The following is a 21,753-nucleotide window of genomic DNA, read 5'->3' as shown; positions in this document are numbered from 1 at the left end:
TAATATGAAAAAACTGATCTGTCTTATTTGTTTTGCCGCTGCCGTCTTTGTCGGCGCACCCTGTTCCGCCCAAACCCCATCGTGGCAGGCGGCCTGGATAGGCATCCCCCATGCGAAGGGCGATACCAACCTGTGGACCTGCTTCCGGAAAACGTTTTCCCTGGACAGGGCTCCGGCAGATGCCCGGGCCAGGATCGCCACGGATTCGAAATACTGGCTCTGGGTAAACGGAAAGCTGGTCGTTTTTGAAGGAGAGCTCAAACGGGGACCTAATCCGCGGGATACTTACTATGATGAAGTAAACCTGTCCCCCTATCTTCTGAAAGGTGAGAACAGCATTGCCGTGCTGACCTGGTATTGGGGAAGGGACGGCTTTGATCATAAGAGCAGCGGTAAGTCCGCATTGTTGTTCGAGGCAAAAATAAACGGGAAAGCAATAACGTCAGACAACACCTGGAAGGCCATCCGGCATCCTGCCTTTGGCAATACCGGTCCCCCGCTGCCCAACTACCGTCTGCCTGAGTTCAATATTTATTTCGATGCCGGGAAGGATATTCCCGGCTGGAACGGGGCCGGTTTTGATGACGGTTCCTGGAAAAATGCCGTCTCTTACGGCGTTCCCCCCGTAGGGCCCTGGAATAACCTGGTAAAGCGGCCGATTCCGTTGTGGAATGATTCCGGTCTCCGGGACTATGTCAACAACGATAGCTTACCGGGAACAAGCGCGGGTGGAGTGATCGTGGCAAAGCTTCCCAGGAATATTACCATCACGCCGTATCTCAAGATCGTGGCAGACAGCGGTCTGAAGATAGACATGCGGACCGATAATTACAAAGGGGGGAGCGAATACAACGTCCGGACGGAGTACATCACCAGATCCGGTGTGCAGGAGTTTGAGACGTTCGGTTATATGAACGGGCATGAGGTGCGCTATACCATTCCTCCCGGTGTAAAGATCCTTTCGCTCAAATACCGTGAAACCCGGTATAATACCGAACAGGTCGGAGCATTCTCGTGCGATGACGACTTTTACAACCGGCTCTGGGAAAAGTCGTACAATACCCTGAACGTCAACCTGCGCGATGCCATCCAGGATCCGGACCGCGAAAGAGCGCAATGGTGGGGAGATGCGGTGATACTCATGGGTGAGATACTCTACGCCTGCGATCATAACGGGATACCGGCCATACGGAAAGCGATCCTTAATCTGGTCGATTGGCAGAAGCCGAATGGTGTATTGTACTCGCCGGTGCCGGCCGGCAGCTGGGACAGGGAGCTGCCTGCGCAGATGCTGGCCAGCATTGGCAGATACGGCTTCTGGAACTACTATCGTTATACCGGCGATACGGCGTTGATCCGTTACGTTTATCCAGCAGTAAAAAAATACCTGCACTTGTGGAAGATGGGGGAAGACGGCCTTGTGGTGCACCGGCCGGGTGGATGGGACTGGCTGGACTGGGGAAATGATATTGACGTGCCGCTGCTCGACAATGCCTGGTATTACATGGCGCTCGATGCAGCCGGGCAGATGGCCCGGCTTACGGGTGACTTGTCTGATACAGCGTTTTACCGGGAGAGAATGAGCATGATAAGAAAAAGCTTTAACCGGAAGTTCTGGAACGGGACGGCCTACCGGAGCCCGGGGAACAAAGGGGTTACGGACGACAGGGGCAACGGGCTTGCAGTGGTGGCCGGGCTGGCGGATACTGCAAAATTCGATGCCATAAAAAAGGTGCTGCAGACCGAGTTCCATGCGAGCCCCTATATGGAGAAATATATCATGGAGTCGTTCTTTGTCATGCAGGATGCGACCGCGGGTCTGAGCCGGATGAAGCGGCGGTATGATAATATGGTAAAGAGCCATCTTTCCACCCTGTGGGAAGGATGGGGTATCGGCGCTGAAGGCTACGGGGGAGGGTCTTATAACCATGGCTGGTCCGGCGGCCCGCTCACCCTCATGAGCCAGTATGTCGCCGGGATAGCCCCGGAAACGCCGGGTTACAGGACTTTCCATATCATACCACAGCCGGGCGATCTGCACCGGATCCATTGTATCGTTCCCACCGTGAAGGGGACTGTCGCATTGGACCTCAAGATAGAAAAAGAAGAAAAGCTCAGCATGACGGTGGATATACCGGACCATGCGCAAACCGCGCGTGTAGGTATACCCCGGATGAACCCAGCCTTATCCCGCATAACGGTGAACGGAACCCTTCTGCTGCAGGATGGGCGACCGCTGAATAACAATCCTTCGGTGAAGTTTGCCGGGGAAGACGGCCGTTATTTCTTTTTTAACGTCCGGCCCGGCAAATGGTCTTTTGCCCTGTTCTAAACCCGGGCATGTGGCCGGAGCGGCATGCTGCGTGATCCGGATAAAAGTGGTATGTTTACCGGACGAAGCAGAAACAGGAACTTGTTTTATAAAACATACCGATGAAGATAAAAATCCTTTGCGCCTTCTGGGGACATGAGCATCTGGACCAGAAGGTTTTTATGGATCAGGTGCGCGATGCGGGTTATGATGGTTTCGACACCTGGGTGCCGGAAGATGCAGGACTCAAAAAGCAGTTGTTTGATTATCTGCAGCAGCATGAGATGCATATCGTCACGCATCAGCACCAGGCCCGCGGCGACACTTTTGAAGAATTTAAAAGATCTTTTCTCCGCAACCTTGCCATATGCGCCGAGCCGGGTCCCCTGCTGATCAATTCCCATACGGGGAGAGATTACTTTTCGCGCGAGCAAAACCTGGAGCTGCTGGATCTGGCCCAGGAATTTTCGGAAAAGAACGGCATCGTAATTGCCCATGAGACGCACCGGGGTCGCATAGGGTACAGTCCCCAGATGACGGCCGACCTTTTTGCGGCAAATAATGCGTATCAGCTGACCGCCGATCTTTCTCACTGGGTATGCGTTACCGAGAGCTTCCTGGAGAATTTTCAGGAGATATTGTCGGAGGCCATAGACCGTTCCGTGCATATCCATGCGCGGGTGGGATACCAGGAGGGACCGCAGGTACCCGACCCCAGGGCTCCGGAGTGGAAGCATGCGGTGGATCATTTTGTAGCCTGGTGGGATCGTATCGTAGCGTTAAACGCGGAACGTAAACGGGATATCCTGCCGGTTACGACCGAATTCGGCCCGAAGCCATATATGCCGGCCATCCCCTTCACCGGTGAACCTGTAGCCGATCTGTTTGAGGTCAACTGTTATATGAAAGATATGCTGAACGAACGGTATGCCCGTTACCGTTAGTGCGATACACTGTTTTGCAGACGATAGGATTTGGGAGGTACCTCATATTTTTTCTTGAACAGCCTGGAGAAGTAAAATAGGGAATCGAATCCCGTCTGGTAAGCTATTTCGCTGATCGTCAGGGTAGTGGAGGTCAGCAGGTATTTAGCCCGCTCCAGCCGCAGGTTCAGGTGATATTGGTTCGGAGATTCACCCGTAATTTTTTTGAAGGCTTTTCTGAAAGCGGAATAACCCATAGGGATATCCCTGGCCAGCGCCTGCATGTCGACGGGGCTCTCGAGCGACTCCTGCAGCAGGAACTGCGCTTTGGCGATCAGTCTTCCTGCCGGATCGTTGTCCTGCTCCTTATGGATGGATACTGCGTTCACTACCCCGAGTATCTGCAGGGTGATGCCGGCGACAACCTGGTGATAGCCGGGTGAGGAAGCGTGTATGGTTTCGATCAGGTTGTGGAAAAGATGCAGCAGATCGCAGTGCAGCCCTACGTGTATAAAAGGAGACTTTACGGAAAAGAATCCTTTGTGCATGAGCTCATGCGGATAGGCTCCGTCAAACCCTACCCAGTATTCCTCCCATCCCGAATGGACATCGGGGCGGTAGCGGTGCCATACGCCGGGATAAAGAAAAAAGCAGGTGCCTTCGTTTATGGTCACCGGCGGCGTATGGGCGGATTCAAAGATGCCCTGCCCCCTGGAGATAAATACCAGGTAGTAGCCGCTGAGGATGCGACCCTTGTTCCAGTTGAACGAGTGGGTCGTGGGATGTTCACTGTTGTTGGGATAGTGCTGTTTCGGATTCGTTTTGGTATAGCCTGCAGTATTGACATACAGTCCCCATTTTTCTTCCGTATCGCCTATGTGAAGATATTTATGGTAGTTCTGCATAGCGTTAAAATAAAACGGGGATGCTGCTCTCAAATCTACAAAATAGGTCAAAAAGTACAAATACTGACCGGCTAACCTCCGGAGAAACAGCTGCAGCAATGACCGACGCAATCGCCCCCCTATATTGTCGTTTTTAACCCGCTGTAGCCTGTTGTTTTATCTTTATTTTTGTTATCGTCATCTGTGCATCAGCAATGCAGAGGAAAAGCATAACCCGAATCATCTAAAAACAGTTACCTATGAAAAAGATTGCACTGAATCCTTATCTCTTCTTTGACGGAAACTGCCGCGAGGCCATGGAGTTTTACCGGCAGGTCTTCGGCGGCGATCTGTATATGCAGACCTTTGGCGAGGTAAATGACAGCTGTCCCGAAGCCATGAAGGACAGCATTATGCATGCCCGGCTGGCGAGCGATGAAGTTCTCCTGATGGCCAGCGATAGCCCCGAGGAAGGCGCACTCGGTACCGGAAGGATAAGCCTTGCCCTGGGCGGCACCGATGAAAAGGGGCTCCGCCGGATATTTGACGCGCTCAGCGAAGGCGGAAAAGAAGGGCATCCCCTGGAAAAACAGGTATGGGGCGATATTTACGGCGATGTGAAAGATAAGTACGGCATCATGTGGATGGTGAACATCACTATTCAGAAATAACAGAACATAAACTGAAAACGATGGATCAGCCTGTTTCGAAATCGCTGGAGATCATTATCCCGGCATTCAGGATGCACACCCAGATGTTTGACAACATTTTAGCGGGTGTTGAGACAAAGGACGTCCTGAAGCGTATTGAGGGAAGGACCAACCATATCGTCTGGATGGCGGGCAATCTGGTAAACTGCCGTTATTGGCTGGCAGGCATACTAGGTATCGCGGAGACCGACCCGAACAGCTCCTTTTTTGAGAATGCCAGGGCCCTGGACGAAAAGCTGGATTATCCTTCGCTGGACGTGTTAAAGAAGGAATGGCATACCATCTCGCCAAAACTGTATAAGCGCCTGCTTTCGATTAGTGAGGAAGAGCTGCACGAACCCTATGCGTTCGGGATGAAGGTGGAGTTTGTCACGGAAAACAAGTTGAATATGGTGGGGATGGCCACCGACCGGGTGGGCTATCTTTTTGGCCAGCTCGGGCTCATGCGCAGGATACTGGGTTATGAGGGCGTGCGGTATGATATCAATGAGAAGCTGAATTATTAGCGCGCCGGGATTACCTCGCTGCGCTCGGTGATCCCATAAAGGGAGGCTAAAGTCCACCAATGGCGTTCGCTACGCTCACTTTCATTTTTATTCCCCGCCTGCTCAGGCAAGCAAGCTTGCCACGCTGGAGCAGGGGATTACCTCGCTGCGCTCGGTGATCCCATAAAGGGTGGCTAAAGTTCATATTATCGCACCCGAAGACGGCTTTCGCCCGTCTTCATTTTTTTGTTTTGCGCATCTGGTCCGGGGAATTTGGTCCGGGATTACCTCGCTTTGCTCGGTGATCCCTGGAAGGGGTGGCTAAAGTCCACCAATGGCGTTCGCTACGCTCACTTTCATTTTTATTCCCCGCCTGCTCAGGCAAGCAAGCTTGCCACGCTGCCGGGGAATAAAAATGCCCCGCTGATGCGGGGCCATTGGCGGACTTGCGGTGAGGGCGGGATTCGAACCCGCGGTACAGCGATTAACCGTACGACAGTTTAGCAAACTGCTCCTTTCGGCCACTCAGGCACCTCACCCTTCCTTCCGGGGCTGCAAAAATAGGAATATTTTTAAAATTACATAGCGGCGAGCTGTACCTTTTGCTGCAGTTCCGAAACGCTTTCCTTAAAGGCGTTGTCGGTGTCCATCAGGTCCTTTACCGTCTGGCAGGAGTGGATGACGGTGGTATGATCCCGGCCTCCAAAATGTTCCCCGATCGTTTTGAGCGAATTTTTGGTAAACTGCTTGGCCAGGAACATGGTGATCTGCCGGGCCTGTACGATTTCCCGCTTGCGCGTTTTCTGCAGTACCTTATCATAGGGAACGCTGAAGTAATCGCACACCATTTTCTGTATGCTGCTGATGGTGATCTCTTTAGATGAGGTTTTTACAAAGGATTTCAGCACTTTCCGGGCCAGGTCAAGGTCAATGTCCTTTTTATTGAGGGAGGACTGGGCCAGTAGCGAAATGAGCGCGCCTTCCAGCTCCCTGATGTTGCTTTGGATATTATAGGCGACATATTTGACCACCTCCCGGGGCATCTCAAGCCCGTCCGCCTTCATCTTGGTATCCAGGATCTCCATCCGGGTTTCAAAATCCGGTATCTGCAGGTCTGCGCTCAGCCCCCAGCGGAACCGGCTCAGCAGCCGCTCCTGCAGGCCTTCGAGGTCCTTGGGCGGCTTGTCTGAAGTGAGCACCAGCTGTTTCCCGGACTGGTGAAGATGATTGAAGATAGCAAAGAAGGCTTCCTGGGTTTTTTCGGCCCGGGCAAAGAACTGTATATCGTCAATGATCAGCACGTCAATCAGCTGGTAGAAATGGATGAAATCATTTATCTCGCTGCGTTTGCCGCTGTCGATGAACTGATTGATAAACTTTTCCGCACTTACATACAAAACAGCTTTATGCGGATGCTGCTCTTTTACCGCATTGCCGATGGCCTGTCCCAGATGGGTCTTTCCCAGACCTACACCGCCATAGATAACGAGGGGATTGAAAGAGGTGCTGCCGGGCTTTTCCGCCACCGTTTTGCCCGCCCGGCGGGCTACCCGGTTGCAGTCGCCCTCTATGTAGGAATCAAAAGTATAATTGGGATTCAGCTGCGGGTCTATCTGCACACGTTTGAGTCCCGGGATCACGAAGGGATTCACCGGGTTGGTATTGATCACCAACGGAAAATCCAGCTCGTTTCCGGGAGCCGGTTTGCTAAAGTGCATAGGCATATTTACCGTTACCGGCCGTTGGGTGGTGTTGCCGTTCTCTACCACGATGCGGTATTCCAGCCTTGCTTCTTTCCCCAGCTCACGCTTGATGGTTTTGCCTAAGAGACCTATGTAGTGTTCTTCCAGATATTCGTAAAAAAACTGACTGGGTACCTGGATCGTCAATACGTTCGTTTCAAGCTTTACCGGTTTAATAGGTTCGAACCATGTTTTATAGGGTTGCCACTCAACGATATCCCTAATTATATTTAGACACTTTTCCCATACCTGTTCGCAAGTGCGCTCCATTGAAACAAATAATTTTCTATTATTTTAATTAAGGATAATCCGAATTTGCTAAAAAATTTCCCGGGTGTGTACGACGGATAATTTTTTGGACAGGAGGACGAATATCTTAAGAAAATGTTGAAAAAAAAAATTCATTCTTGCTTGTTTCTGTCGGCAAAAATACACCATGCTAATTTATGATAAATATTTAGCAGACATAATTTTTTCAAGTATATGAAAATTTTCAGAAAGCGAGGACAGGAAAGGATTTGATTACTTTTTAAAGTCTGGAACACGCCAGGGCTGCTGCTCCGCGCCGAGCGGTCGCGGATGTAGATTGATCAAAAAATTTATTCCTTTTTTTGCCGCTCACGAAATTTTTATGCGGGGATGGCTGATAATTAATTTTAAAGATCGTTGTATGCTGTATGGCCGGCATACAAAAGCCGCTCTCAACCTATCAGGCCAAAACGGTAAGCTGTGCGCTCTATCTTATATATTCCTGTTTTGTACACCCGCTGAATTTAGTATTTTTGTATTTAACTGCTAAACTGCTAAAAACTTTTTATGAGTCTTGAAATAACTGGAAAACTGATTCAGAAGCTGCCGGTACAGACTGGCGAAGGAAAGAACGGACCCTGGTCGAAAGGGGGTTTCGTATTGGAGACAAGCGGCGACCGTTTTCCCAAAAAGGTCTGCTGCGTCACCTGGGGCGATACCATCAGCCAGGTGAATGCCTTCAACGAGGGCGCCAACCTGAAGGCCAGCATCGACGTGGAAAGCCGCGAGTACAACGGACGTTGGTATACCGATGTGCGGGCCTGGCGTATCGAGGCGCTTCCCGATGGAGGAGGTAGTGTTGATCCCCAGCCGAACTATAATACCTCACAGGAGCCGCGTGAACAGTATAATCCTTCCCAGGAATCTGCTGACGACGATCTTCCTTTCTGATCCCGGAAGAAGACAGGGTATCTTATGGATCCGATTATTCGACTGGAGCACCTGAAGAAGCAGTATGAAGGGCATCGCGCGGTAGATGATATCAGCTTTACCATCCCCGCCGGCGCTATTTTCGGCCTGCTGGGCCCTAACGGGGCCGGAAAGACCACGCTGCTGCGCATGATCACCGGCATATTTTATCCCGACGAAGGTCAGCTCTTTTTTGAAGAACAACCGTTTGATCCCAAGCAGCATGCTGCCCGCATCGGCTATATGCCCGAAGAAAGAGGGCTGTATAAAAAGATGAAAACGGCGGAGCATGTGCTTTATCTGGCCCGGCTGCGCGGCCTGTCCGAAAGCGAGGCCCGGGAGCGGTGCCGTTTCTGGATGAGCCGTTTTGAGCTGGACAGCTGGCGGAACAAACCGGTGGGCGATCTCAGCAAAGGCATGCAGCAGAAGGTACAGTTCATCGTCACCATCCTGCACGAACCCAGCCTGCTGATCCTGGATGAGCCTTTTTCCGGTCTGGATCCCATCAACACCAATCTGATCAAGGAGGAGATCTTCCGGCTCAGCGCGAAGGGTACCACCATCATCTTCTCCACGCACCGCATGGAGCAGGTGGAGGAGATCTGTAATCATATTGTACTGGTGCACCGCGGCAGGAAGGTGCTGGACGGTGCGGTGCAGCAGATCAAGCAGGATTTCAAGCGATCCGAGTTCAGCGTGCTGCTCGATGCTCCCCCCGCGGGACTTGTGCAGGCAACAGACAGCTTTACCGTGGAAAGAACCGCAGGAGCCGAAGTGACCGTAAAGCTGAAGGACGGTCATTCCACCAACGAGATGCTAAGTTATTTTATACAGCAGGGCTATGGCGTGCAGGCCTTTCATGAGATATTGCCGACGATCAACGACGTGTTTATACGGCAGGTGAGGACCCCTGAAGAGGTAAGAGGTAAAAGGTAAAAGGCAAAGGGTAGAAGGAAAGGGGTGAGCCCCGTCCCTGCAGGGAGCAAAGGTAAATCGGCTCATCATCAAATCATCAAATTATCAAATCAACCCGCTCCATGCATAAAACCTGGCTGATCATCAAACGCGAGTACCTCAGCCGTGTAAGGAAAAAATCCTTCATCGTCATCACGCTGCTGGTGCCGGTTATCTTCATCCTGTTTATCGGTTTACAGGTATTCCTCGCCAGCGGAGGTAACCGGGAAGTTCAGCATATTGCCGTTATCGACGAAACGGGCCAGTTCCGCGGGAAGCTGAAAGACGGGGAAAATATCCATTTCTCTTTTGTCGGAAGCAGCGATCCCTCGGCTTACCGGCAGAAGTATGCCCGTCAGGGTTATACCGGACTGCTGTTTATTCCCCGCTTTGAGCTGGACAAGCCGGAGGGTTTTACCTTTTACGGGCAGAACCAGCTGGGCCTCGGCGCCTATTCCTATATCACCGGTCAGCTTGATCATGTCATCGAGCAGCAGCGGATGGTAGCGGCCGGTATTGACCAGGCGCAGCTGGACGCCATCAAGGCGGATGTATCGCTCATCCAGGCCGGCAGCGGCGGCGGGGACACCACCTATATTACCTATGCGGCCACCGCGGTGGGCTACATCGCCGGCTTTATGATCTATTTTGTGCTCCTGTTCTTCGGAATGCAGGTGATGCGCGGAGTGATGGAGGAAAAAACCAACCGCATTGCGGAAGTGATCATCTCTTCGGTAAAGCCGTTTCAACTGATGGCCGGCAAGATCGTGGGTATCGCGGGCGTGGGCCTTACCCAGTTCCTCATCTGGCTGGTGCTGGGTTTGGTGCTCTTTTTCGTAGCCGGGGCGCTGGCTCCCGGGCTGGCCCAGCAGGCCGCAGCCGTTCAAAATGCGCAGCCGCAGGCCCAGCAGGCTGCCGAGGTCCTGCACAAGGTGCATGATGTGGTGACCGCCTTGCCGGTGACGCTCATCATCGTCTGCTTTTTGTTTTATTTCCTGGGCGGCTACCTGTTGTACGCCTCGCTGTATGCTGCGGTGGGCTCCGCGGTAGATCATGATGCCGCCGAATCGCAGTCCCTGACCTTTCCCCTGACGCTCCCGCTGATCCTTTCCTTTTTTATCATGTTCAATGCCATACAGCAGCCCAACAGCCCGCTGTCTGTGGGCGCAAGCCTTTTTCCCCTGTCGTCCCCGCTGGTGATGATCGTCCGGATCCCTTTCGGGGTACCGTGGTGGCAGCTGGCCCTCTCTATGCTTTTCCTGGTGCTGGGTTTTCTGCTGACGACCTGGATCGCCGCAAAGATCTACCGGACCGGTATCCTGCTATACGGCAAAAAGGTCACCCTGCGGGAAATGGGCAAATGGCTGTTCCGGAAAGGGTAATGCTCCGGGAGGCTGTCTCAGCCCAGGTCGATCTCCGTATTGTCCCCGATGTTCAGGCTTTGTGTGAGTCCGCGTATGTTGGCATCGCTGCCGATCAGTGAAGAGGTCAGCACTACTTCATGCAGGTGCGAGTAAGCCCCGATGATGGAATCCTTTACGATGGAAGCGCGGATAACGGTATTTTCCCCGATGGCTACGTTGGGCCCGATAATGGAATGAGCGATGTTGCAGCCGCCGGCAATGCTGACGGGAGGGATGATGATGGTATTTTCGGTGACGGCATCGGTAGGGGGACCGGAACCATATTTTTTGAGCAGGGTGGCGTTGGATTCCAGCAAGGTTTCCTTCCGTCCGCAATCGAACCAGTTGGCCACCTTAAAGGGGGTAAAGGCGATGCCCTTCTGCAGCATGCCCTGCAGCCCGTCGGTAAGGTGGTACTCGTCGTGGGAAGTGATTTTTTTATGGTAGTTTTCTTCGAGGCAGTCGAACAGTTCCGCAGTTTCCTTGATTTTGTATAAACCCACGAGGGCCATATTGGAAACCGGGATCTGCGGTTTTTCAACGACCCTTATAATATGCCCTTCCTCGTCCATTTCGGCCACCCCGAAGCTCCGGGGATCGTCTACCTTTTTCAGGCCCAGCGCGGAGCCGGGAAGCTGCATTACGGCATCGATATCAAACTCGCAGATGGTATCGCCCATGACGATGAATACCTCGTCATCCCCCACTACGGAACGAGTGAGCGCGATGGCCTGACCGGTTCCCTCCCGTATGTTCTGCTGTACAAAATGGCAATTCAGCCGGGGATATTTCTCTTCTACATAATCCTGTATCTTCTCTCCGAGGTAGCCGACCACAAATATAAAGTCGCGTATCCCGGCGGAGGACAGCTGATCGATAATAAAGCTGAGTATGGTTTTCCCGGCAAGCGGCATGAGCGCCTTTGGCTGCGTGTAGGTATGGGGGCGCAGCTTGGTGCCTGCTCCTGCTACGGGAATGATGGCCTTCATGGATATTACTTTCGGTGGGCGTGAAATTACTATAAATTTTCCGGACGGCATGAGCGGTATCCTGCGGAGAATTTGTGATTTGGCAGCCGGAATTTGTATTTTTGCAAAAATTTCTTTTACCGCTAACCGCACTTGCTTTACAGTATGCAGAAAGACCAGCAGATCTTCGATCTCATCCATGAGGAATTGCAGCGCCAGCGCCAGGGCCTGGAGCTGATTGCCTCGGAAAACTTTACCAGCTTGCAGGTGATGCAGGCCATGGGAAACGTGATGACCAACAAATATGCCGAAGGGTATCCCGGACGCCGGTATTATGGCGGATGCGAGGTAGTGGATCAGAGCGAGCAGCTGGCGATAGACCGTGCCAAACAGATGTTCGGTGTGGAATATGCCAACGTGCAGCCGCATTCCGGCGCGCAGGCCAATGCTGCAGTCATGCAGGCCCTGCTACAGCCCGGCGATAAGATCCTGGGGCTGGACCTGAGCATGGGCGGACACCTCACTCACGGTTCCGCCGTTAACTACTCCGGGAAGCTGTATCAGCCATACTTTTATGGAGTGGATCGCGAGACGGGCCTGGTGGAATATGATAAGATGGAGCAGCTGGCGGAGCTGGAACGCCCGAAGCTGATCATTTGCGGCGCCTCGGCATACAGCCGGGACTGGGACTATAAACGTATCCGCGAGATCGCCGATAAGATAGGGGCTTTTGTGATGGCAGACATTGCCCATCCGGCCGGCCTCATCGCCAAGGGTCTCCTCAGCTCGCCTTTTGAGCATTGTCATGTGGTGACCACCACTACCCACAAGACCCTGCGCGGCCCGCGGGGCGGAATGATCCTCATGGGTAAGGATTTTGAGAATCCTTTCGGACTAAAGACACCCAAGGGCGAGATCCGCATGATGAGCTCCCTGCTGGACCTGGCCGTTTTCCCCGGTATACAGGGCGGTCCCCTGCAGCATGTTATCGCAGCAAAAGCCGTGTCCTTCTTTGAGGTGCTGACCGATGAATACGGCACCTATGCACAGCAGGTCATTAAAAATGCCCAGGCTATGGCAAAATCCTTCGTGGACAAGAACTACCAGATCGTATCCGGCGGCACGGACAACCACCTGCTGCTGATCGATCTGCGCAATAAAAACATTACGGGTAAAAAAGCCGAGCAGGTACTCGTAAAGGCGGATATCACGGTCAACAAGAACATGGTGCCGTATGACGACAAGTCGGCTTTTGTGACCTCGGGCATACGGGTGGGCGTGCCGGCCATTACCACGCGCGGGCTCAGCGAAGCGCATATGCCGCAGGTGGTGGAATGGATCGATACGCTGCTGGCCGATGCCGACAATGAAGAAAAGATCCGTTCCGTGAAGGGGGCGGTGAACGAATTTATGCAGCAGTTCCCGCTTTATCCGGAGCTGTAAAACAATTGTTCTTAATTGATCTATCGCTGTCCCGCCTGAGGCGGGACAGCTTTTTTATTGAGAGCCGGGTCGGAACGACCCCGTTTATCCCTTTTCAAAAATAATTTGGAAGATAACCGGAAGTTGATATATTTGTACTGTATTAGTAATGTAGTACACTAAAACATTCTTTACATGATCACCGTATCACAGCTTTCTTTTACCTACCGAAAGGGGCGCTCCGTACTGGAAGACCTCAGCCTCCAGCTGGAGGCCGGGCATATCTGCGGTCTGCTGGGCCGGAACGGCACGGGGAAAAGTACCTTGCTCTACCAGCTTTGCGGGTTGCTGTTTCCCGTAAAAGGCAGCTGCGAAGTGTTGGGATTCCGGCCGGGGCGACGGGAGCCGGAATTTTTGCAACAGGTATTCCTGCTGCCCGAAGCGTTTTATATGCCGGATGTGACGGTAGAAAGCTATCTCGGCACCTATACGCCTTTTTATCCCGCTTTTGACCGGGAAGCCTTTTATCAGTATCTGAATACATTTGAAGTGCCGCGGGATGCGCAGCTCCGCCGGATCAGCCACGGCCAGCAGAAAAAAGTGCTGATCAGCTTTGCGCTGGCCACAAAGGCCCGTATCCTGCTGATGGACGAGCCTACCAACGGACTGGATATTCCTTCCAAAAGACAATTCAGAAAACTGATGGCGGGCAACCTGCTACCCGGGCAGCTGATCCTGATCAGCACACACCAGGTAAAAGACCTGGACAGTCTCATCGATGAAGTGCTCATCCTTGACGACCATCGTATTATCCTGCATGAGTCGGTAGACCGGATCACCGAAAAGCTTGCTTTTCACCAGGTGATGGAACCGTCTGAAGTGCCCGGCCTGCTGTTTAGCGAAGGCGCGCTCAAAGGCTATGCCGTAGTGGCGCAAAATACGGACGGAGAACATACGAAGATGGACATGGAGATGTTCTTTAATGCCGTGCTGGCCGAAAAGCCGCAGGTACTGCCGCTCTTTAACCGGTAAAAATCTTTTTTATGCAATTCTCGTTTACACGTTTTGGTTACCTGTTCCGAAAGCAATGGGTGGAAAACCGCAAGCTGTACGGCCTTGGTGCATTGGCTTATACGGGCGTCCTGTTGTTTTTCCTGCTTTTCTTTGCTTTTGCGGGTGATCTTGGTATGCCAATGCAGGGGCTGGCTTATTTTACCGGTCTCATCTTCGGCGGCGGAATGTTTTGCTCCACCTTGTTCAGCCGCCTGGGCGACAGCTCAGGGAATACACAGGAGCTGCTGCTGCCGGTTTCTCCCCTGGAACGTATGCTGGTGGCCGTATTGCTGGGTGTGGTCCTGTACCCCGTCGTATTTACAGCATTGTTCTATCCCTGCCTGGCGGCGGCGCATGTCGTGGATACGGTGAGCCGCGCCGCCAATCATCAGCCGGCAAATGATTTCTTGGATCTGGGAGCGGGCAGTACAAGGGTGATTATCCTGTTGAATTTTACGGTCCAGGCCTTTGCCCTGGTATGCTTCCTGCTGTTCCGGAAATATGCTTTTGTAAAAGCCGTTATTGCTTCCATAGTCCTTCTTCTGGTGTTTCTAATCGTCAATACCGCTACCCTTAAAATGTTGTTCCCCGACAAGCCGGTCACCGGGAAGGCGGCTACCTACTATCATCCGAGTATGCAGAACCTATACGGAAGTGTAGGCTTTATGGTGGTCAGGAAGACAAATGATAAAGTGGTGAGCTGGGAAAATTCCTTCATGATGGTAGACCTTGGCAAACCGGTTCGAACAGGATTCGGGGCACTTTATTTGGTGATGCCGCTGCTGCTCTGCGGTGTAGTAGTATTAAAGTTGAAAGAACGGCAGCGCTGAGCTATCAGCGGTTTAAAATCAGAAAGGATGGAATTCAACCATACACAGGCCATTTATCTCCAGATCGCGGAATATGTCTGCGACCGGATACAATCCGGACAATGGGCGCCTGAGGACAGGGTGCCCTCCGTACGGGAGCTGGCGGTGGACCTGGAGGTCAACCCCAATACGGTGATGCGGGCTTATGAATACCTGCAGCAGCAGGAGATCATTTACACCCGCCGCGGCCTGGGCTATTTTGTCGGCGCGGATGCCGTCCGAAAGCTGAAGAAAATCCGCAGCGAGCAGTTCTTCCGCGAAGAATTGCCCCAGCTCTTCCGGAAGATAGCGCTGCTGGACATTGCATGGGATGAGCTTGGTAAGCAATACGAGCAGTTCCGTCGGAAAGAAGCCGGCAAAAACAGATAAATACAAATATTACATCATGAAGAACAGCAATAAATTACTGATCGCGGTATTGTTTCTCGGCCTGCTGTCCCTTTTTCTCTATAACTGGCTGATGGCAGTGGAATATAAGGCAGGACATTTGCAGAACCGCGCCGATATCGCGCTGGGTAAAATAGAATCGCACAGGCTGCCTCCTTTTCATCATGTCGTGGCCGACCTGCATCTTTTACGGGTAGGCTCATCCGGCCATTATGCGAACAGCAACCTGCATTTCGGAGTCCGTCAGACGGTTTCCGGCGACAGCTGCATCCTCCGGATAAGGGGGAAGCTCGGGCCTCTGATCCGGTATCATGTGCAGGAAGATACCCTCTTTCTTTCTTCCGATAGCATCCTGACGGAGCCTCTTCCTTACCTGAACGATATTAATGCTTTTGTGGTGCAGGCGCCTTCCCTTGCTTCTGTTCGTTTCAGCAACGGGCTGATGACACTGGAAAAGTTTCATCAGGACGATATCCTCGTGCTGAAAGCGGGAACGAATGCGAGTGCCGATATCGGAGCTGTCCGGCTGAAACGGCTGCATCTTATACTGTCTGCCGGCACGGTCCGTCTGGATACCGCTGCGCATATTGCATCCCTGGATTACGATCTTGAGCGCAGTCGCCTGGAAATTCCCCGGGGAACGGTGGATACATTATATGCCGGAAAAGTAGATCCTTTTTCCCGGATGGAGCTGCAGGGATATGCGGTGAATACGGGTGCGCAAAAGGATATTGCCGGGGAATAGAAATAAAAAGACAGATACAGGACGTGAAGATATCCAGACAACGGGCGTTTGATTATTTCATCCTGGCGGCAAGGATATCGCTTGCCTACACGCTGATAAAATATGGCCAGGCCAAACTGACCGGCGGACAGTTCGGCGTTTCCCCCGAAGAGCTGAACACCCCGCTGAAAGACCTGAGCCTGTTTCGCCTTTCGTGGTACCTGGCGGATCATGAGCCTTTCAAATCCTTTATCGGCATCTGCCAGATCATCACGGCCGGGCTGCTGCTCTACAGCCGCACCTGTATTATGGGGGCGCTCATGTCCATTCCCATCTGGCTGAATATTCTGGTATGGGACATGACCTTTATGGGTTTGCTCACTCCCTTCGTTATACGGATCCCATACTACCTGCTGCTGACCTTCCTGATCCTGTGGCATTATAGAGAAAAGCTGTTTCCGGCCCTGCACAGCTGTACGGAGGGCATGGCCACAAGGTATGTATACCCGCTCTGGGCCTGGCTGGTATTGCCGTTGGCCGCCTTTTGCGTAGACCTTGCCAGCGCCCCGCTGATGGCCGCTTTTTATTTTTTAAAGGTGATGATGAGATAAGCGGCGGCTTTTCACCATTGTGCCGCCAGCCAGGCCATGGCGCCCATGCCGATCTCGATGGCGCTTTCGTCGATATCGAAGGTGGGAGTATGTACGCCGGAGCTGATGCCCCTGGCCTTGTTGCCCGTACCCAGCCGGAAGAAGCAGGCAGGGATCTCCTGGGAGTAGAAAGCAAAGTCCTCCGCACCCATGCGTTTGGGCGTTTCCGTTATATTACTGCCGCCCATGTATTCGCCGCTGAGGGCCTGCGCCCTGGCCGTTACTTCCTCGTTGTTATAAACACAAGGGTAGCCTACCAGGATGTCGATATCGATCTCCGCGCCCATGGCACGGGCCAGCTCGGCGGCCTGCCGGCGGATCAGCTCGTGCGCACGGAAGCGCCACGCTTCGTCCATCGCGCGAAAGGTGCCCATCAGCTTTACCTCGGAAGGGATCACATTGGTGGTATGGCCTCCGTTAAAGGCGCAGACCGACAGTACGGAAGGAGAGAGGGGGTTGCAGTTGCGGCTGATGATCTGCTGCAGGCTTACCACCAGATGGGAAGCTACCAGTATGGTATCGACCGTCAGGTGGGGAGCGGCAGCATGACCGCCCTTGCCGCGGATGGTGAAATACAGCTCGTCGGCGCTGGCCATGTACATGCCGCTGTGGAAGCCCAGCAGCCCCGTTTCCATCTCGGGCAGCACATGCAGACCGAGGATGGCATCGGGACGGGGATCTTCCAGGGCGCCGTCTTTGATCATCAGGCTGGCTCCCCCGGGATGTTTTTCCTCGCCCGGCTGAAAGATCAGCTTCACGGTACCTTCCCACTGGTCGCGCATTTCCTGCAGGATGCGGGCGGCACCCAGCAGGCAGGTGGTGTGAACGTCATGGCCGCAGGCATGCATGATCCCGGGGTTCAGGGAGCGGTAGGGTACTTCGTTGGCTTCCTCAATGGGCAGCGCATCCATATCGGCCCGCAGGGCAATGGTTTTTTTGCCGGGGTTTTTTCCCCTGATCAGCGCCACGATGCCGGTATCTGCGACGGGTGCGCGGAAGGAAATGCCCCAGGCGTCAAGCTGTCCGCGGATAAAGGCCGAGGTGGCGGTTTCATGGAAAGAAAGCTCCGGGTGGGCGTGCAGGTGCCGGCGGATGCCGATAAATTCCGGCGCCAGCGTCCGGGCCAACTGCTTAATCGTCTGAATCATCGCTGTTATTGAAAAGTGCTTTTTCGGGATCGATCCTGATGACATCCCGGACGATAAACACCCCGCTTTGGAAATACTGGCTTACATCCTGCTGCAGAGTCGAAGCATCCTGCTGTGTACGGAAATCCCCGATCCGGACGCGGAAGTAAGGAGACTGATACGAAAGATAGGTATTGTAATTCGGGAAAAGCTGCATCAGCCGCGCCTTGGTTTCCATGGCATTGTTCCGGTTCATGGTGCTGAGCACCTGTATGCGGTAGCCGGAGATATTGCGCAATGCAATGGTATTGGTATAGATCTGCCGGCGGACCAGCATATCCACCCGCGGATCCTTGAATATGGAAAGACCGCTGTTGTTGTAAGGTACTTCGGAAACTTCCTGGGCGGTGGCCTGCAGGGAAAAGATACCTGCCAGCAGCAGGACGATCAGCTGTTTCATTCGGAATGAATTATCTTTTATTTTCTTCCTCCTCCTTCACGATCCGGACCCCGGCGCTGCATCCCAGCCGCGCGGCCCCGGCGGCCAGCATGGCCCTGGCCTGGACAAAGGTACGAATCCCTCCGGAAGCTTTGATGCGTATCTCGGGGGGCAGGTGCTTCCGCATGATCCGTACCGCTTCCACCGTGGCCCCCTTTTCCGCATACCCGGTGGAAGTCTTCAAAAAATGTACCGGATACCGGCTGTAGAGGTCGCAGCAGCGGATGATCTCCGCTTCCGTGAGCATGCCGCTTTCGATGATCAGCTTGATGATCCTGCCGTTTTCACGGACCATCGGGAGGATGGCGCTGATCTCGGTTTCCAGAAAAGACCAGTCCCCGTTCCTGAGGGCGGCGAGGTTAACGACCATATCCAGCTCATCCGCGCCGGCGGCAATGGCCTTCGTCATCTCTGCCGCTTTGGCGGCAATGGCCGAATAGCCAAAAGGAAAGCCGATGACCGTGGCGGTTTTTACGTGGCTTTCTCCGCATCGCTGCTTTGCCTCCCGCACATAATAAGGAGGCACACATACGGCCGCAAACCCGTATTGCAGGGCCTCCCTGCAGAGGTTGGCGATATCTGCACCGGTGGAGAAGGGAGCCAGCAGGGTATGGTCGATATAGGAAGCGATGTGCGGCATAAGATTGCGGCTGATCAAAAGTAAGTATATTTAATTTTTGAAAAGAGGATTCAATATGCGGATGATTATTGCCATGTTCCTGGTCATGATCGGGACATCCTGCCTGCAGGCGCAGCCGGCAAAGGATACAGCGGACTTTGTGGTGCTGGAGCTTTTTACGTCGGAGGGCTGCGCCAGCTGTCCTCCTGCCGAGCTGTTGATGGAAAAAGTACAGCGGGAGTATGCCGGTAAAAACGTGTATGTGCTCTGCTATCATGTAGATTATTTCAACCGGCAGGGCTGGAGAGATCCGTACAGCGATGCTGCCTACAGCCGGCGGCAGGAAATGTATGACACCCTGTTTAACCACGAAGTATATACGCCGCAATTGGTGATCAACGGCGGCCGTCAGACCAAAGGCTATGATGCCTCGGCTGTATACGGCGCCATCCGCAAGCTGGAAAAGAGCACGGCAAAGATGCCCGGTATACAGGCCAGCGCAATGGCTGTCGGTTCAAAGATCAGGGTCAGCTATACCCTGAAGGGGTCGTACCCCGGTCAGCTGCTGCGGATCGTGCTGGTGCAGAAAGAAGGAGGGCAAAAGGTGACGGCGGGCGAAAATGCCGGGCGGAAGCTGCATCATGTGCAGATCGTGCGTGCAGTGGCCACCGCCGCCGCGCGCGACGGAAGCCTGGACATGGAGCTGCCGGAGGGTACAGACCCCGCCTCGGCGGAGCTGGTCTTCCTGGTGCAGCCCCTGCACGGGGGGCTGGTGAGCGCAGCAGCAGCCTGCGCCATAGGGGCAGGATAGCAGCCGGGCGGATGGGAATGCGGGGGAAAAATGTATTTTTGTATCCCTTTCGTGGTTTAAAACAGCTTGTATCTTGACCCAATCCAATTACGATCTTCGCGGGGTGTCGGCTACCAAAGACGACGTACATGCCGCCATCCGGCATCTCGACAAAGGGCTTTATCCCCGGGCGTTCTGTAAGGTAATACCCGACATCCTGGGCAGGGATCCCGCCTGGTGCAACCTGATGCATGCAGACGGGGCCGGTACCAAATCCTCGCTGGCTTATGCCTACTGGAAAGAAACGGGGGATATGAGCGTATGGCGGGGCATTGCGCAGGACGCCATCGTGATGAATACCGATGACCTGCTCTGCGTGGGCGCCACCGAAAACATCCTGCTGTCCTCCACCATCGGCCGGAATAAAAAGAAGATACCGGGAGAGGTTATTGCCGCCGTCATCCAGGGCACTGAAGAAATCCTCGAAGAGCTCCGCGGCTATGGCGTATCCATATATTCCACCGGCGGGGAAACCGCCGATGTGGGCGATCTGGTGCGGACCATCATCGTGGACTCCACCGTGACCTGCCGCATGCCGCGTGCGGATGTCATCAGCAACGACCGCATCCGGGCGGGGGATGTGATCGTAGGGCTGGCGGCTTACGGGAAAGCCATATACGAAAAAGAATATAACGGGGGCATGGGCAGCAATGGGCTGACCGCTGCACGACATGATGTATTCGAGCATGCCCTTTCCGGAAAATACCCCGAAACCTTTGATCCCGCCGTGCCCGGAGAGCTGGTCTACAGCGGCGCCAAAAAGCTGACCGATACGGTAGACATTCCCGGCTACGGGGCGGTCACGGTCGGGAAGCTGGTGCTGTCTCCTACCCGTACCTATGCGCCGGTGATCCGGAAGGTGCTGGAAGCCTTCCGGCCGCAGATTCACGGCATGGTGCATTGCAGCGGAGGGGGGCAGACCAAGGTGCTGCATTTTATCGAAAAGCTGAGGGTGGTAAAGGATCGGTTGTTTGTGCTGCCGCCCCTGTTCCGGATGATCCATGAGCAATCCGGCACACCCTGGAAAGAAATGTACCAGGTCTTTAATATGGGACATCGTATGGAGCTGTATGTCCCGGAGGAGACGGCGGATGATATCATCGGGATTGCGCAGTCTTTCGGCGTGGAAGCGCAGCGCGTCGGCCGGGTGGAGGAAGCGGCCCGGAAATCGGTGCTGATCCGGGGCGAGTTCGGGGAATTTGTGTATGAATAGCCCTGCAGACATCCCGGATCAGGAGGTGTCGGTTTGCTTGCCTCTTGTAAAATTCCGCCGCCACTTCATCCCTTTTAACGGCCGCTGGTCCCCGCCTTGTCCCTTACGGCTTTCCCCGCCGCTGCGGATGGCCTGGAATTTGATCCGCCATAGCAAGAAACCTGTTTTTATAAACCGTTAAAACCAAGGATATGAAAAAGATAACTGCACTTTTGCTGCTTGCCGCTTTCGTGAGCACTACGGCATTTACCGCTTGCACTAAAAAAGAAGTACGGGAAGTCAACAATGCCACCAGCCTGGTATTCCCGGTGGCTGCCGATGACTGGACGCTGGATGAGGACGGGCTTGTCTATTCTGTTTCTTTTGATGTACCGGAGCTTTCCGATGCGGTCTATGATCATGGCGCCGTGCTGGTATATCTTGCCTTCGGGAACAATGATTTTTATGAAGCCCTTCCGGAAGTGTTTAACGGAAACTCCTATGGCGTTATCCACAACGCAGGCTATATAACAGTAGATGCATCCCCGGTTGGCGATAACGCAGTAACCCGCCCCGGTGCGGCTACGGCCAAGGTGGTCTTTATCGATGCCCAGCTGTTGGAAATGCATCCCGATGTGGATCTGCGGGATTATAATGCGGTGACCCGGGCTTTCCGGGTGAAAGAATAAAACTGCCGGCGTGTACCGCTGCCGGTCCCCGGACGGCTCCGGCAACCCCACACGGTGTCCTGATTTATCACGGT

22 protein-coding genes and 1 tRNA gene are annotated in these 21,753 nt (G+C 53.6%); 16 read left to right on the top strand and 7 right to left on the bottom strand.

Annotated elements, in window-relative coordinates; all coding sequences use genetic code 11:
- Positions 1–4: 4 nt before the first annotated feature.
- Positions 5–2,332 (top strand): alpha-L-rhamnosidase-related protein, encoded by a 2,328-nt coding sequence (locus tag ABD851_RS17105; RefSeq protein ID WP_344981593.1) that lies wholly within the window; start codon positions 5–7, stop codon positions 2,330–2,332.
- A gap of 101 nt (positions 2,333–2,433) precedes the next feature.
- Positions 2,434–3,255: a sugar phosphate isomerase/epimerase family protein gene (locus ABD851_RS17100; protein ID WP_344981591.1), complete on the top strand. Its 822-nt coding sequence runs from the start codon at positions 2,434–2,436 to the stop codon at positions 3,253–3,255.
- Here ABD851_RS17100 and ABD851_RS17095 read toward each other — a convergent pair.
- Entirely contained in the window at positions 3,252–4,139 is an 888-nt protein-coding gene (locus ABD851_RS17095; RefSeq protein WP_344981589.1) for a helix-turn-helix domain-containing protein, read from the bottom strand. The two genes, ABD851_RS17100 and ABD851_RS17095, sit on opposite strands and share 4 nt — an antisense overlap.
- Positions 4,140–4,378: 239 nt before the next feature.
- Here ABD851_RS17095 and ABD851_RS17090 point away from each other — a divergent pair, with 239 nt between their 5' ends.
- The gene (locus ABD851_RS17090) at positions 4,379–4,789 is read left to right on the top strand and encodes a VOC family protein (RefSeq protein WP_344981587.1); all 411 of its coding nucleotides are present in this window, start codon (positions 4,379–4,381) and stop codon (positions 4,787–4,789) included.
- 20 nt (positions 4,790–4,809) lie between these two features.
- Positions 4,810–5,334: a DinB family protein gene (locus ABD851_RS17085; RefSeq protein ID WP_344981585.1), complete on the top strand. Its 525-nt coding sequence runs from the start codon at positions 4,810–4,812 to the stop codon at positions 5,332–5,334.
- A 428-nt stretch (positions 5,335–5,762) separates the two neighbouring features.
- Here ABD851_RS17085 and ABD851_RS17080 read toward each other — a convergent pair.
- A tRNA-Ser gene (locus ABD851_RS17080) sits at positions 5,763–5,852 on the bottom strand.
- Between the two features lie 39 nt (positions 5,853–5,891).
- Positions 5,892–7,325, bottom strand: coding sequence for a chromosomal replication initiator protein DnaA (dnaA, locus tag ABD851_RS17075; RefSeq protein ID WP_344981583.1), 1,434 nt, complete (start codon positions 7,323–7,325; stop codon positions 5,892–5,894).
- Positions 7,326–7,871: 546 nt separating this feature from the next.
- On the opposite strand from dnaA, the gene ABD851_RS17070 reads away from it, so the two are divergent.
- The 3 genes from ABD851_RS17070 to ABD851_RS17060 all read left to right on the top strand — a co-directional run bounded on the left by ABD851_RS17070 (position 7,872) and on the right by ABD851_RS17060 (position 10,609).
- Complete coding sequence (locus ABD851_RS17070; protein ID WP_344981581.1) at positions 7,872–8,255, top strand: DUF3127 domain-containing protein; 384 nt, start codon at positions 7,872–7,874, stop codon at positions 8,253–8,255.
- A gap of 24 nt (positions 8,256–8,279) precedes the next feature.
- Complete coding sequence (locus ABD851_RS17065) at positions 8,280–9,209, top strand: ABC transporter ATP-binding protein (protein WP_344981579.1); 930 nt, start codon at positions 8,280–8,282, stop codon at positions 9,207–9,209.
- Positions 9,210–9,310: 101 nt separating this feature from the next.
- Entirely contained in the window at positions 9,311–10,609 is a 1,299-nt protein-coding gene (locus tag ABD851_RS17060; RefSeq protein ID WP_344981577.1) for an ABC transporter permease, read from the top strand.
- A gap of 17 nt (positions 10,610–10,626) precedes the next feature.
- On the opposite strand, the gene ABD851_RS17055 is transcribed toward ABD851_RS17060, so the two are convergent.
- Positions 10,627–11,619 carry a sugar phosphate nucleotidyltransferase gene (locus tag ABD851_RS17055; protein WP_344981575.1) on the bottom strand — a complete coding sequence of 331 codons (993 nt, stop codon included), beginning with the start codon at positions 11,617–11,619 and terminating at the stop codon, positions 10,627–10,629.
- Positions 11,620–11,763: 144 nt separating this feature from the next.
- On the opposite strand from ABD851_RS17055, the gene glyA reads away from it, so the two are divergent.
- The 6 genes from glyA (at position 11,764) to ABD851_RS17025 (ending at position 16,664) form a co-directional block, all read left to right on the top strand.
- On the top strand, positions 11,764–13,041 hold the full coding sequence (gene glyA / locus ABD851_RS17050) for a serine hydroxymethyltransferase (RefSeq protein ID WP_344981574.1): 1,278 nt from the start codon (positions 11,764–11,766) through the stop codon (positions 13,039–13,041).
- A gap of 174 nt (positions 13,042–13,215) precedes the next feature.
- A complete protein-coding gene (locus ABD851_RS17045) occupies positions 13,216–14,052 on the top strand; it encodes an ABC transporter ATP-binding protein (RefSeq protein WP_344981572.1) in 837 nt (278 codons plus the stop codon).
- A gap of 11 nt (positions 14,053–14,063) precedes the next feature.
- Entirely contained in the window at positions 14,064–14,903 is an 840-nt protein-coding gene (locus tag ABD851_RS17040; protein ID WP_344981570.1) for a hypothetical protein, read from the top strand.
- A gap of 27 nt (positions 14,904–14,930) precedes the next feature.
- Entirely contained in the window at positions 14,931–15,311 is a 381-nt protein-coding gene (locus ABD851_RS17035; RefSeq protein WP_344981568.1) for a GntR family transcriptional regulator, read from the top strand.
- Between the two features lie 16 nt (positions 15,312–15,327).
- Positions 15,328–16,074, top strand: coding sequence for a hypothetical protein (locus ABD851_RS17030; protein WP_344981566.1), 747 nt, complete (start codon positions 15,328–15,330; stop codon positions 16,072–16,074).
- Positions 16,075–16,097: 23 nt separating this feature from the next.
- The gene (locus ABD851_RS17025) at positions 16,098–16,664 is read left to right on the top strand and encodes a hypothetical protein (protein ID WP_344981565.1); all 567 of its coding nucleotides are present in this window, start codon (positions 16,098–16,100) and stop codon (positions 16,662–16,664) included.
- Positions 16,665–16,675: 11 nt separating this feature from the next.
- Here ABD851_RS17025 and ABD851_RS17020 read toward each other — a convergent pair whose 3' ends face one another.
- Genes ABD851_RS17020 through deoC form a run of 3 tightly spaced genes read right to left on the bottom strand, consistent with a single transcriptional unit; the run spans position 16,676 to position 18,969 of the window.
- The gene (locus ABD851_RS17020) at positions 16,676–17,851 is read right to left on the bottom strand and encodes a M20 metallopeptidase family protein (protein ID WP_344981563.1); all 1,176 of its coding nucleotides are present in this window, start codon (positions 17,849–17,851) and stop codon (positions 16,676–16,678) included.
- A complete protein-coding gene (locus ABD851_RS17015; RefSeq protein ID WP_344981561.1) occupies positions 17,835–18,290 on the bottom strand; it encodes an SPOR domain-containing protein in 456 nt (151 codons plus the stop codon). The genes ABD851_RS17020 and ABD851_RS17015 overlap by 17 nt, the downstream gene beginning before the upstream one ends.
- Before the next feature lie 10 nt (positions 18,291–18,300).
- Positions 18,301–18,969 carry a deoxyribose-phosphate aldolase gene (gene deoC / locus ABD851_RS17010; protein WP_344981559.1) on the bottom strand — a complete coding sequence of 223 codons (669 nt, stop codon included), beginning with the start codon at positions 18,967–18,969 and terminating at the stop codon, positions 18,301–18,303.
- 55 nt (positions 18,970–19,024) lie between these two features.
- Here deoC and ABD851_RS17005 point away from each other — a divergent pair, with 55 nt between their 5' ends.
- The 3 genes from ABD851_RS17005 to ABD851_RS16995 all read left to right on the top strand — a co-directional run bounded on the left by ABD851_RS17005 (position 19,025) and on the right by ABD851_RS16995 (position 21,679).
- A complete protein-coding gene (locus ABD851_RS17005) occupies positions 19,025–19,759 on the top strand; it encodes a DUF1223 domain-containing protein (protein ID WP_344981557.1) in 735 nt (244 codons plus the stop codon).
- A gap of 73 nt (positions 19,760–19,832) precedes the next feature.
- Positions 19,833–21,011: an AIR synthase related protein gene (locus tag ABD851_RS17000; RefSeq protein WP_344981555.1), complete on the top strand. Its 1,179-nt coding sequence runs from the start codon at positions 19,833–19,835 to the stop codon at positions 21,009–21,011.
- A 191-nt stretch (positions 21,012–21,202) separates the two neighbouring features.
- Positions 21,203–21,679 carry a hypothetical protein gene (locus tag ABD851_RS16995; protein ID WP_344981553.1) on the top strand — a complete coding sequence of 159 codons (477 nt, stop codon included), beginning with the start codon at positions 21,203–21,205 and terminating at the stop codon, positions 21,677–21,679.
- Positions 21,680–21,753: the final 74 nt, after the last annotated feature.

It is taken from the genome of Compostibacter hankyongensis (assembly GCF_039541075.1).
In the GTDB taxonomy this organism is placed as follows: domain Bacteria; phylum Bacteroidota; class Bacteroidia; order Chitinophagales; family Chitinophagaceae; genus Compostibacter; species Compostibacter hankyongensis.
The sequence above is the reverse complement of the archived record's forward strand: the minus strand, read 5'-3'. Positions and strand labels throughout refer to the sequence as shown.

Bases quoted from the DNA above. Each gene is read 5' to 3' on its own strand.
- ABD851_RS17105 (WP_344981593.1), top strand. From the start codon at position 5: ATGAAAAAACTGATCTGTCTTATTTGTTTTGCCGCTGCCGTCTTTGTC.
- ABD851_RS17100 (WP_344981591.1), top strand. From the start codon at position 2,434: ATGAAGATAAAAATCCTTTGCGCCTTCTGGGGACATGAGCATCTGGAC.
- ABD851_RS17095 (WP_344981589.1), bottom strand. From the start codon at position 4,139: ATGCAGAACTACCATAAATATCTTCACATAGGCGATACGGAAGAAAAA.
- ABD851_RS17090 (WP_344981587.1), top strand. From the start codon at position 4,379: ATGAAAAAGATTGCACTGAATCCTTATCTCTTCTTTGACGGAAACTGC.
- ABD851_RS17085 (WP_344981585.1), top strand. From the start codon at position 4,810: ATGGATCAGCCTGTTTCGAAATCGCTGGAGATCATTATCCCGGCATTC.
- dnaA (WP_344981583.1), bottom strand. From the start codon at position 7,325: ATGGAGCGCACTTGCGAACAGGTATGGGAAAAGTGTCTAAATATAATT.
- ABD851_RS17070 (WP_344981581.1), top strand. From the start codon at position 7,872: ATGAGTCTTGAAATAACTGGAAAACTGATTCAGAAGCTGCCGGTACAG.
- ABD851_RS17065 (WP_344981579.1), top strand. From the start codon at position 8,280: ATGGATCCGATTATTCGACTGGAGCACCTGAAGAAGCAGTATGAAGGG.
- ABD851_RS17060 (WP_344981577.1), top strand. From the start codon at position 9,311: ATGCATAAAACCTGGCTGATCATCAAACGCGAGTACCTCAGCCGTGTA.
- ABD851_RS17055 (WP_344981575.1), bottom strand. From the start codon at position 11,619: ATGAAGGCCATCATTCCCGTAGCAGGAGCAGGCACCAAGCTGCGCCCC.
- glyA (WP_344981574.1), top strand. From the start codon at position 11,764: ATGCAGAAAGACCAGCAGATCTTCGATCTCATCCATGAGGAATTGCAG.
- ABD851_RS17045 (WP_344981572.1), top strand. From the start codon at position 13,216: ATGATCACCGTATCACAGCTTTCTTTTACCTACCGAAAGGGGCGCTCC.
- ABD851_RS17040 (WP_344981570.1), top strand. From the start codon at position 14,064: ATGCAATTCTCGTTTACACGTTTTGGTTACCTGTTCCGAAAGCAATGG.
- ABD851_RS17035 (WP_344981568.1), top strand. From the start codon at position 14,931: ATGGAATTCAACCATACACAGGCCATTTATCTCCAGATCGCGGAATAT.
- ABD851_RS17030 (WP_344981566.1), top strand. From the start codon at position 15,328: ATGAAGAACAGCAATAAATTACTGATCGCGGTATTGTTTCTCGGCCTG.
- ABD851_RS17020 (WP_344981563.1), bottom strand. From the start codon at position 17,851: ATGATTCAGACGATTAAGCAGTTGGCCCGGACGCTGGCGCCGGAATTT.
- ABD851_RS17015 (WP_344981561.1), bottom strand. From the start codon at position 18,290: ATGAAACAGCTGATCGTCCTGCTGCTGGCAGGTATCTTTTCCCTGCAG.
- deoC (WP_344981559.1), bottom strand. From the start codon at position 18,969: ATGCCGCACATCGCTTCCTATATCGACCATACCCTGCTGGCTCCCTTC.
- ABD851_RS17005 (WP_344981557.1), top strand. From the start codon at position 19,025: ATGCGGATGATTATTGCCATGTTCCTGGTCATGATCGGGACATCCTGC.
- ABD851_RS16995 (WP_344981553.1), top strand. From the start codon at position 21,203: ATGAAAAAGATAACTGCACTTTTGCTGCTTGCCGCTTTCGTGAGCACT.